General features: G+C 66.2%; 12 protein-coding genes. All 12 read right to left on the bottom strand.

Translation table 11 applies throughout. The features are described 5' to 3' along the window. A partial coding sequence (locus PK606_RS09140) for a branched-chain amino acid ABC transporter permease (protein ID WP_324563038.1) occupies window positions 1-1,001 on the bottom strand: 1,001 nt, incomplete at its 3' end. A 9-nt stretch (window positions 1,002-1,010) separates the two neighbouring features. Further along, on the bottom strand, window positions 1,011-1,865 hold the full coding sequence (locus PK606_RS09135) for a branched-chain amino acid ABC transporter permease (RefSeq protein ID WP_324563035.1): 855 nt from the start codon (window positions 1,863-1,865) through the stop codon (window positions 1,011-1,013). A gap of 78 nt (window positions 1,866-1,943) precedes the next feature. Continuing rightward, window positions 1,944-3,122: an ABC transporter substrate-binding protein gene (locus PK606_RS09130; protein ID WP_324563033.1), complete on the bottom strand. Its 1,179-nt coding sequence runs from the start codon at window positions 3,120-3,122 to the stop codon at window positions 1,944-1,946. A gap of 571 nt (window positions 3,123-3,693) precedes the next feature. After that, window positions 3,694-3,963: a hypothetical protein gene (locus PK606_RS09125; RefSeq protein ID WP_324563032.1), complete on the bottom strand. Its 270-nt coding sequence runs from the start codon at window positions 3,961-3,963 to the stop codon at window positions 3,694-3,696. Between the two features lie 26 nt (window positions 3,964-3,989). Then, window positions 3,990-4,298 (bottom strand): hypothetical protein, encoded by a 309-nt coding sequence (locus PK606_RS09120; RefSeq protein WP_324563030.1) that lies wholly within the window; start codon window positions 4,296-4,298, stop codon window positions 3,990-3,992. A gap of 8 nt (window positions 4,299-4,306) precedes the next feature. Beyond that, window positions 4,307-5,674 (bottom strand): cytochrome c oxidase accessory protein CcoG, encoded by a 1,368-nt coding sequence (gene ccoG, locus PK606_RS09115; RefSeq protein WP_324563040.1) that lies wholly within the window; start codon window positions 5,672-5,674, stop codon window positions 4,307-4,309. A 237-nt stretch (window positions 5,675-5,911) separates the two neighbouring features. Next, entirely contained in the window at window positions 5,912-7,237 is a 1,326-nt protein-coding gene (ccoP, locus tag PK606_RS09110) for a cytochrome-c oxidase, cbb3-type subunit III (RefSeq protein ID WP_324563028.1), read from the bottom strand. Window positions 7,238-7,274: 37 nt separating this feature from the next. After that, entirely contained in the window at window positions 7,275-7,412 is a 138-nt protein-coding gene (locus PK606_RS09105) for a cbb3-type cytochrome oxidase subunit 3 (RefSeq protein WP_324563027.1), read from the bottom strand. Window positions 7,413-7,430: 18 nt separating this feature from the next. Next, the gene (ccoO, locus tag PK606_RS09100) at window positions 7,431-8,048 is read right to left on the bottom strand and encodes a cytochrome-c oxidase, cbb3-type subunit II (RefSeq protein ID WP_324563025.1); all 618 of its coding nucleotides are present in this window, start codon (window positions 8,046-8,048) and stop codon (window positions 7,431-7,433) included. A 16-nt stretch (window positions 8,049-8,064) separates the two neighbouring features. Beyond that, a complete protein-coding gene (ccoN, locus tag PK606_RS09095) occupies window positions 8,065-9,501 on the bottom strand; it encodes a cytochrome-c oxidase, cbb3-type subunit I (RefSeq protein WP_324563023.1) in 1,437 nt (478 codons plus the stop codon). 66 nt (window positions 9,502-9,567) lie between these two features. Further along, entirely contained in the window at window positions 9,568-9,705 is a 138-nt protein-coding gene (gene ccoS / locus PK606_RS09090) for a cbb3-type cytochrome oxidase assembly protein CcoS (RefSeq protein ID WP_180551058.1), read from the bottom strand. Then, the coding region (locus PK606_RS09085) for a heavy metal translocating P-type ATPase (protein ID WP_324563020.1) at window positions 9,705-10,949 on the bottom strand (1,245 nt) is incomplete at its 5' end. The genes ccoS and PK606_RS09085, both read right to left, overlap by 1 nt.

Genomic DNA, 10,949 nt, shown 5'->3' with positions numbered 1-10,949 from the left:
AGCCATTGGGCTGCCGTGCCGAGGATGCCGCCGCGGGCGAACATCACCAGCAGCACCAGGGACAGACCCAGCCAGAAGTGCCAGTACTGTGGATTGATGTCGGACAGCACGTGCTTGGCGACGATGAACACGATGGCGCCGACCAGCCCGCCGTAAAGCCGTCCCGTCCCACCGAGGATCAGGATCAGCAGCAGGTCGGCGGAGTTGCCGAAACTGAGTACCGCCAGCGACACGAACTGGTTGGTCTGCGCTAGCAGCGCCCCCGCGACACCGGCGTAGGCTGCACCCACGGTGTAGATCGCGACCAGGCGCCGGTTGATCGACACGCCCAGCGCCGGCATGCGCGCCGAGTTCATCTGGATGCCGCGCAGGCTCTGGCCGAACGGCGAATGCACCAGCCGGCGCGCCAGCCAGAACAGCAGGAACAGCACCACCACCGAGTAGATGTAGCCGACCCGGCCGAACAGGTCGAACTCGAACAGGCCCAGCACGGGTTTCACCTCGATGCCCGGGATGCCGTCCACGCCACCCGTGATGTCGCTGAACTTGTTCGCCAGTTCGTAGAGCATCAGCGCGACGCCCAGGGTCACCATCAGGCGCGCCAGCTCGGACCCGCGCAGCAGCAGGAAGCTGCTCAGGAAGCCGAGGATGGCGGCGAACAGCGCCGCCAGGAGCAGGCCAAGCAAGGGCTCGCCCACGCCATGCACGCCCAGCAGGCCCACGGTGTAGGCGCCGACACCGAAGAACGCCGCATGGCCAAGCGAGATGATGCCGGCGTAGCCGAAGATCAGATCCAGCGAGAGCGCAAACAGGCTGGTGATCGCGATCTGACTGAGCAGCAGGTAGTTGCCGGGAAACAGGAAGTAGGCGAGGACCGGCAGGCACCAGAACAGGTACTCCAGCGGTCCCCAGCGGTCGCTTCGACGAAAGCGTTCCACCACCGCGCGCCGCTGCGCAGGATCATGGCCAGACTGGGCATCGATCGGATGCGATGTCGTCATGGCAGGATCTCAGTGCTGAGCACGACCAAACAGGCCCTGCGGCCGATAGATCAGGATCGCCACCATGATCGCGTAGATGATGAAGGCGCCGATCTGCGGCACGTAATACCGACCGGCGATGTCTGCGACACCCAGCAGGATGGCGGCATACAGGGACCCCAGGATGTTGCCGGTGCCACCAACGGTGACCACGATCAGGAAATACACCAGATACTTGACGGCGAACTCCGGATCCATCCCGAGTATTTCCACGCCGAGGGCTCCGCCAAGCCCCGCCAGTGCCGAGCCGAGCGCAAATGCCAGCATGAAGACGCGATCGACGTCGATCCCCAGGCCGCGGGCGGTACGCTGGTTGTCCACCGCCGCGCGCAGACGGGCTCCGAACGCCGTGCGCACGATCGACCACTGCAGCAGCAGCGCCAGCACCACGCCCACAATGACCAGGAACAGGCGGTAGGCGCCGACGTCGAGGCCCAGCAATTTGACCTGCCCGCTGAGGAAGGCAGGCAGGTGCAAGGGCTGTTGCCGGGCGCCGAAGAAGTAGTGGGCGATCGATACCGCCATGAAGACCAGGCCGAGGGAAAACAGCACCTGGTCAAGCGCCGACGCCTCGTACAGCCGCCGGTACAGCAGGCGCTCCAGGATGACCCCGAGCACGGCGGGGACCAGCACCGCAAACGGAATGGTGGCCAGGAACGGGATGCCGTACTCGTTCAGCAGGATGACACAGACATAGCCGCCCACCATCGCGAAGACCCCGTGCGCCAGGTTGACGAAGTTCATCAGGCCCAGCGTGACTGACAGGCCGACGCTGATGAGGAACAGCAGCATGCCGAACGCAATGCCGTCAAAGACGATCGTCATGGCTCATCCGTGTCTGTGCGCGCAAATATCCCGTCGGTCCCCGGCTCGCGCCTTGAACAGCGAGCGGCTGCCGAAGCCTCACTCGCCCGCTTTGCCGGGATCCTTCACCGCCTTGATGGTGTCGAATTCGGTGTTCTGCAGCACCCCATTGACGCGTTCGGTCTTGCGGATGTAGATGTTCTGGATGATGTCGCGCGTCTGCGGATCGATTTCCACCGGGCCCCGCGGGCTGTTCCACTTCATGCCCTTGGCCGCGGCGATGAAGGCTTCGGCACTGGCATCGCCCTTGGTCTGCTCGAGTACCTTGTAGATCAGTTGCATGCCGTCGTATCCGCCGACCGCCATGAAGTTCGGCCGGTCCTTGGGGAACGCCTTGCGATACGCGGCTACGAAGGTCTTGTTCTCGGGTGAATCGTGTGCATCCGAGTAGTGGAACGACGAGATCACGTCGACCGCCGCGTCACCCAGCGCCGCCAGTTCGTTCTCGTCCGTCAGGTCGCCGGTCGCCAGCAGCTTGATGCCGGCCTTGTCCAGGCCACGCTCCTTGAAACCCTTCATCAGCGACACGCTGGAACTGCCCGGCGGCACGAAGAAGAACGCGGCATCCGGCTTAGCATCCCGGATGCGCGACAGGTACGCGGCGTAGTCGGCGGTATCGACCGGCGTGCGCACCTCGCCCACGATCTTGCCGCCCAGGCTCTTGAAGGTCTTCTGGAACTGGATCTCAGAGTCATGGCCGGGCCCGTAGTCAGCCACCAGCGTGTAGACGTTGCGGATGTTGTTGGCATGGGCCCAGCGCGCGAGGGGCGCAGACACCTGAGGCAGGGTCATCGAGGTGCGAACGATGTTCGGTGATTTCTCGGTCACCGCCGACGTCGCTGCATTCATCACCACCATCGGCACCTTGCCCTGCGTGGCCACCGGTGCGGCGGAGAAGGCGTTCGGCGTCAGGTCGAAGCCGGCCAGGATATCGACCTTGTCGTTGACCAGGAACTCCTGCGCCAAGCGGCGGGCGACCGCCGGCGCGATGCCGGTGTCGTCCTTCACCAGCAGCTTGACCTTGCGGCCCGCCACCGTATCGCCGTGCTCGGCGATATACAGGTCGATGCCGTGCTTGATCTGCTTGCCGTAGTCAGCAAACGGCCCGGACATCGACAGCACCAGGCCGATGGTGAGATCCTTGGCCTGCGCCGTGCCGAATGCGGTCAACGCGGCAGCCACCACCACCGCACTGGCCAGTTTGCGAGCGAACTTCATGCTTGTCTCCTTGCAACAGACTAAATGCCACCCCACCGGGGGTCGATGATTTCCACCCATGGTCAACCGTCGCGACTGCATCGCTGCCTAACCCGACGACACCGTCCACAAGCCACCAACCGCTGACACCGGCGTCAGCTAGGGTACACCCAAGCCAGGATCAGCACATTGATTGAATGATCATTCATTGAACGATACGTGTCAACCCCCCTTGCCTCATGTCGCGTGAATAGCCTCGATGACGGAGCGCCTGCACGGCGCCGGGCCTCCCGGTGAAGACAGGTCAAGCGCGAGCACCGAGAACCATCACGGATGCCGACCGCAGGACGTAGCCATCGGTGCCCTGCGGCTCCAGGGATCGATTGGTTGAGAAGGTCGATTGCGTCGCCACTCGAACGGGTGCTGCTGCCGGCGTTGCCCGAGCGCGGGAAGCAAGCCGCGAACGGTTGGTTCGGCCGCATGTCCCCGCCTGCAGCGATCAAGGCTGCCGCAGCAGCACCAGGCCGTACACCCGATGGATCTGGGCGGCAGCGAATGCGCCTGGCGTGCTGGCCCTACTTCGCCGGGATGATCAACGACCTTGATCCGGCTCCACCTGCAACTGGCGCCGATTGATCTCGAACGGCGACATGGACAGCAGCGTGGTCAGCGCGCTGGAAGCCATCATCATGATCCAGAAAATCAGGAAGGTGACGGTGTAGACCGCGGGCCGCGACCAACCGGCGCTTTCACCGAACAGGGTCAGGGATGCCGGGTCCAGCACGGCGAACACCATCATTTCCAGCACGGCGGCAACCAGGAACGCGGGCCAGGCAATCCACATCAAGCGCTCACGCAGCATGGGCAATCCAGTTCAGTCAAGAAGATTCAACGTGCGTCGGCGCCGGGCGCGGTCGACGACGGCGTGTTCACGCCGCCGGTGGCGGCGTGGTTGCGCGCCTGCATGGCGGGCGTGAGTTCAGCCCTGCCGCGCTCGCTCGTCGGTTGCTCGATGGTGGCATCGGGACGCTGCGCATCGGAATACACCGGATCGGGCCGGCTGATGGCCAGGTACAGCGTGACGAAGGACGCCACCACCACGACCGCCGGGCCGCCGACCACCAGCCACATGAGCCGGTGCTTCCACCACGGGCCGGAATGGGGCATCGCCTGATCGGCGCGGGACGGACTGCTCATATCTTGGCTCACCTCGGCACCATGAAGACCGATTTCTCGCGCACCGTGCCGACCCCATCGGCCTGCACCGTGAAGTGGATCTCGTGCGAGCCCGCCTTGGCCGTGCCCCAGGGCAGCTGCAGGCGCACCGGCACCCACAGCGACTGCGCGCCGTCGATGGTCACACTCCGCTCGGTCACCAGTTCCAGCCCCGGCAGGCCCTCGGCCGACAGCGCGAAGGTCTGCGGCTTCTCGGTGGCGTTCATGACCTGGATGCGGTAGACGTTCTCGATCTTGCTGCCGTCGACGATGCGCGCCAGCGTGGCGCGGTCGCGCACGATGTCGACCTTGAACGGCGTGCGCAGGAACAGGCTGGCCATCAGCGCGATGGTCACCGCCGCCAGGATGGCCGAATAGATCAGCACGCGCGGGCGCAGCACGTGGCGCAGGATTTCCTTGCCGCCCCAGCCCTGTTCCAGCGCGTGCTCGGTGGAATAGCGGATCAGGCCGCGTGGATAGCCGACCTTGTCCATCACCTCGTCGCAGACGTCGATGCAGGCAGCGCAGCTGATGCATTCGTACTGCAGGCCGTTGCGGATGTCGATGCCCGTGGGGCAGACCTGCACGCACAGCGTGCAGTTGACACAGTCGCCCAGGCCCAGTTCCTTGTGGTCGGCGCGCTTGGAGCGCGCGCCGCGCGGCTCGCCGCGCTTGGCGTCGTAGGTGACGATCAGCGTGTCCTTGTCGAACATCGCGCTCTGGAAGCGCGCGTAGGGGCACATGTACTTGCACACCTGCTCGCGCATGAAGCCGGCGTTGCCGTAGGTGGCAAAGCCGTAGAAGAAGATCCAGAAGGTCTCCCAGGGCCCCAGGTTCCAGCTCAGCACGTGGCCGGCCAGCTCGCGGATCGGCGTAAAGTAGCCGACGAAGGTGAAGCCGGTCCAGAGCCCGAACAGGATCCAGATCGCCTGCTTGCTGGTCTTGCGCAGCAGCTTGTTGGCCGACATCGGCGCCGCGTCGAGCCGCATGCGGGCCGAGCGGTCGCCCTCCAGCTTGCGCTCGAACCAGAGGTAGATCTCGGTGTAGACCGTCTGCGGGCACGCGTAGCCGCACCACTGGCGGCCAGCCACGGCGGTGAACAGGAACAGCAGCAGCGCCGAGATGATCAGGATGCCCGACAGGTAGATCACGTCCTGCGGGTACAGCACCAGCCCGAAGATGTAGAAGCGCCGCGCCTCCAGGTCGAACAGCATCGCCTGGCGGCCGCCCCACTGCAGCCACGGCATGCCGTAGAAGAAGATCTGGGTGGCGAAGACGAAGAACCAGCGCCACCTGGCGAACAGGCCGGTGACGCTGCGCGGGTAGATCTTCTTCTGCGCCTGGTACAGCGACACCATCACCTCGTCGCCGGCGGCTGCGGCGGCGGGCTTGTCGGTCGGGGATGTCTTGCTCACAACAACAGGCCTGTGGATTGCACTCCGGAGCGAAAGTCTAGTCGCGCCGGCATCGCAGCGCGGCGCTCAAGACGCATTGTCCCTGCCGTGCGCCAGACAAGAACAGGGCGCCGAACGCCCCATCGTGCCGGGCCGCTCGGGCCAGCGGGCCGGCGCTCCGGGCGCCGTCCGTGCTGCTGATCAAACCAGGCTCACCTCCACCCGCCGTGCCTGGGCGCCGGCGCCGGCATCGATGTTCTCGGGCTTCTTCAGTTCGATCCTGTCTTCGGCGATGCCGAGCGCCTTGAGCTGGTCGCGCACGGCGAACGCGCGCTGCTTGGCCAGTTCCTCGTTCTGCGCCGCGCTGCCGCTGCTGTCGACGAAACCGCTGACGACCGCCGTCTTGCCACCCTTCACGCCGCTGACCACCTCGGCCAGCGCCTGGTCGGCGCCGGCGGCGATGTCGGCCTTGCCAGTGGCGAAGTAGAACTTGACGATGCCGTTCTCGACTACCACCGAGGCGGCATCGGCAGCCGGAGCGGCGGCGTTGGCCGCGGGTGCTGCCGCAACCGGCGCGGCGGCCGCAGGCGTGGCAGCCGCGGGGGCGGCGGCATCGGCGCCTTCCTGGCCACCGCCACGACCCCACACATAGGCCGTCAGCACCTTCAGCTGCTCGGGCGTGAACTTGGCCTCCCAGGCCGGCATGACGCCGGTCTTGCCGTTCATGATCATGCTGGTCACGTGCGCCTCGACCACCGGGCCGTGCACGAAGATACCGCGCGTCAGGTCGGGCGCACCGAGCGCCTGGTTGCCCTTGCCGTCGGCGCCGTGGCAGGCCGAGCAGACCGCGAACTTGGGCTTGCCCAGGTTGGCACGCACCGAGTCATGCGGCGCACCCGACAGGCTGAGCACGTAGTTCGCCAGGTTGCGCACGTCGTCCGCGCCGCCGACGGCAGCGCCCATCGGCGTCATGACGCCGGTGCGACCCTGCGTGATGGAGGCGTGGATCTGCTCCGGCGTTCCGCCCCAGGCCCAGAAGTTGTCGGTCAGGTTGGGGTAGCCAGTGCTGCCGCGCGCGTCGGAGCCGTGGCACTGCGCGCAGTTGTTCATGAACAGGCGGTCGCCGATGGCCATCGCCTGCGGGTCCTTGGCCAGATCCGCGGTGCTCTTGCCGGCGAAGGCGGCGTAGATGGGCGCCGCCTGTTCGTTGCCCCTGGCCACCTCGCGCTCGAACTGGCCGGTCTGCGTCCAGCCGAGCGAGCCGGCGTAGGTGCCCAGGCCGGGGTACAGGTAGAGATAGGCCAGCGAGAACAGGCAGGTGATGATGAACAGGCCAACCCACCAGCGCGGCAGCGGGTTGTTCATCTCGCGCAGGTCGCCGTCCCAGACGTGGCCCGTGGTGTTGTCGGCGGTCGTCATGGCCTTGGTCTTGCCGCTGACCCACAGCAGCACCAGACAGCCGATGATGCCGAGAAGCGTCAGGCTGGTGATGAACACCGACCAGAAATTGCTTGTGAAGTCGCTCATTTTTCAGTTCCTTGCCTTGCTGCTGGGTCGTGCCGGTTCAGTCCTGCTCGAACGGCAGTCGCGCCGCCTCGTCGAAGCGTTCCTTGTTGCGGCGCGACCAGGCCCAGACCACGATGCCGATGAAGACGACGAACGCCAGCACGGTCGCGATGCTGCGCAGCAGATTGATGTCCATGTTCTGCCTCGTGTCCGATCAGCGGCGATGGACGCCCAGCACCTGCAGGTAGGCGATCAGCGCATCCATCTCGGTCTTGCCCTGCAGCTCCTCGGGCGCCTTGGCGATCTCCTCGTCGGTGTAGGGCGCACCCAGCGTGCGCAGGCCGCGCATGTGGGCCTGGATCGTGTTGGCGTTGGCCGCATTGCGCTCCAGCCACGGATAGGCCGGCATGTTGGACTCGGGCACCACGTCGCGCGGGTTGACCAGGTGCGCGCGGTGCCAGTCGTCGCTGTAGCGGCCGCCGACGCGCGCCAGGTCGGGGCCGGTGCGCTTGCTGCCCCACAGGTGCGGGTGGTCGTAGACGAATTCGCCGGCAACTGAATACGGGCCGTAGCGCAGTGCCTCGGCGCGGAACGGGCGGATCATCTGCGAGTGGCAGTTGTTGCAGCCCTCGCGTGCGTAGACGTCGCGGCCGACCACCTGCAGCGCGGTGTAGGGCTTCAGGCCCTCGATCGGCTGCGTGGTGGACTTCTGGAAGAACAGCGGCACGATCTCCACCAGGCCCCCGAAGGAGACCACCAGCAGGATCAGCACGATCATCAAGAAGTTGTTGGTTTCGACCTTGGCGTGGCCGGTGATTTTCTCTTCTGCCATGACGATGGACTCCTGATCAGGCGCGAGCCATGGTCGCGGGGATCTGCACCTGGACGGCGCGACCGGCGGTGATGGTCTTGAACATGTTCCACAGCATGACCAGCATGCCGCCCAGGTACAGCAGGCCGCCGAGCAGGCGCAGCACGTAGAACGGATAGGTGGCCTTGACCGACTCGACGAAGGTGTAGGTCAGCGTGCCGTCGGGGTTGACCGCGCGCCACATCAGGCCCTGCATAACGCCGGCGATCCACATCGCGGCGATGTACACCACGATGCCGATGGTGGCGGTCCAGAAGTGCACCTCGATGGCCTTGACGCTGTACATCTGCTTCTGGCCGAACAGGCGCGGCAGCAAGTAGTAGATCGAGCCGATGGTGATCAGGCCGACCCAGCCCAGCGCGCCGGAGTGCACGTGGCCGACGGTCCAGTCGGTGTAGTGGGAGAGCGCGTTGACGGTCTTGATCGACATCATCGGACCCTCGAAGGTCGACATGCCGTAGAACGACAGCGACACGATCAGGAAACGCAGGATCGGGTCGTCGCGCAGCTTGTGCCAGGCGCCCGACAGGGTCATGATGCCGTTCATCATGCCGCCCCAGCTGGGCGCCAGCAGGATCAGCGAGAACACCATGCCGACGCTCTGCGCCCAGTCCGGCAGCGCCGTGTAGTGCAGATGGTGCGGGCCGGCCCACATGTAGGTGAAGATCAGCGCCCAGAAGTGCACGATCGACAGCCGGTAGCTGTACACCGGGCGCTCAGCCTGCTTGGGGATGAAGTAGTACATCATGCCGAGGAAGCCGGTGGTCAGGAAAAAGCCGACCGCGTTGTGGCCGTACCACCACTGCACCATGGCGTCCTGCACGCCGGCGTAGGCCGAGTAGGACTTGAACAGGCCTACCGGCAGCGCCGCGCTGTTGACGATGTGCAGCAGCGCGATGGTCAGGATGAAGCCGCCGTAGAACCAGTTGGCAACGTAGATGTGCTTGACCCGGCGCGTGCCGACGGTGCCGAAGAACACCACCGCGAACGACACCCACACCAGCGCGATCAGGATGTCGATCGGCCACTCGAGTTCGGCGTATTCCTTGGTGCTGGTCAGGCCCAGCGGCAGCGTGATGGCAGCGGCGACGATCACCGCCTGCCAGCCCCAGAACGTGAAGGCCGCCAGCTGGTCGGAGAACAGCCGCACCTGGCAGGTGCGCTGCACCACGTAGTACGCGGTGGCGAACAGGCCGGAACCGCCGAAGGCGAAGATCACCGCATTGGTGTGCAGCGGCCGCAGGCGACCGTAGCTGAGCCAGGGAATCCCCAGGTTCAATTCGGGCCAGGCCAGCTGCGCGGCGATGATCACGCCGACCAGCATGCCGACCACGCCCCAGACCACCGTCATGACGGCGAACTGCCTCACCACCTTGTCGTTGTAGACCGTGGATTGCGTATTGGCGAATGTCATTTCCACCTCTTCCTTTGAAACCTTCAAAAGTATCCGGGACAGTATTATGGTCTTGATTGACGTGCGTCAATCGTGCTCAAAAATGCGCTCGCCCTCACGGTCGACGTCGTCGAATTGGCCACGGTAGATGGCCCACCACAGGGCGCCGAGGATGAAGAAAACCAGCACCACGGAGAGCGGGATCAGCAAGTACAGAATGTCCATCAAGGCTCCTCCGACACGGCCCGCGCACCCGACGACAGCCGCAATGCATTGAGGACCACCAGCAGCGAGCTGGCGGCCATGCCCAGGCCCGCCAGCCAGGCCTGCACCCAGCCCATCATCGCCAGCGGCACGCCGATGGCGTTGTAGGCCGCGGCCCAGGCGAGATTCTGCCGCACGATGCGCATGGTTCGACGCGCCTGGCGTTGTGTCTTTGCCACCAGCAGCAGGCGGTCGCCAAGCACCACGAAGTCCGACTGCGCGCGCGCCAGCGGCACCGCGCGCCCGAACGCGAACGACACGTTGGCGCCGGCCAGCACCGGCCCGTCGTTGAGGCCGTCGCCCACCATGGCGACACGCTGGCCGTCCTGCTGCGCTCGCTGCAGCGCCGCCAGTTTGTCGGCCGGCGAGCAGTCGCCGCGCGTGTCGTCGATGCCGGCCAGCGCGCCGACCCGCGCCGCGGCCTGCGAGCGATCGCCGGACAGCAGCCGCACCCGCAGGCCGCCGGCGTGCAGCGCATCGATGGCGGCGCGCGCATCGTCGCGCACATCCTCGCGGAACTCGAAACTGGCCAGCCAGCCCTGGTCGTCGGCAAGGTGGCTGGCCGGCCCGTCCACTGGCGACTCCGGCAAGCCGCAGAACGCGGCGGAGCCGAGCCGCAACGTCGTTTCGCCGCCCTCCGCCGTGACCAGCCTGGCCTGCACGCCCTGGCCAGCCAGCTCGCGCACCTGGCTCAAGGACGCGCCGGGGCAGGCCGCCGCCTCGGCCTCGGCGGCGGCAACCAGCGCGCGCGAGACCGGGTGCAGGCTGCCGCGCGCGAGTTCAGCCGCAAGCGCCAGCACCTGCGCACGTGACGCACCCTCGCGCACCCGCACGTCGGCCAGCACGAAGGCATCCCGCGTCAGCGTGCCGGTCTTGTCGAACACCACGGTATCGACCTCGGCCAGCTCCTCCAGCGCCTGCAGGCGCCGCACCAGCACGCCATCCCTGGCCAGCGCGCCGGCGCTGGCCAGCATGGCGGCCGGTGTGGCCAGCGACAGCGCGCACGGGCAGGTAATCACCAGGATGGCCACCGTGATCATCAGCGCCCGCGCCGGGTCGGTCGGCCACCACCAGGCACAGGCCAGGCCCGCGGCCAGCAGCACGAAGATCAGGAACGGCTTGGCCAGCCGGTCGGCCAGTTGCGCGATGCGCGGCTTGCCGGTCGAGGCCTGCTCCATCAGCGCCACGATCTGCGCGTAGCGCGT

It is taken from the genome of Ottowia sp. (assembly GCF_035444425.1).
GTDB lineage: Bacteria > Pseudomonadota > Gammaproteobacteria > Burkholderiales > Burkholderiaceae_C > Ottowia.
Note: the sequence above shows the minus strand (reverse complement) of the source record. Positions and strands in the feature narration are given on the sequence as shown.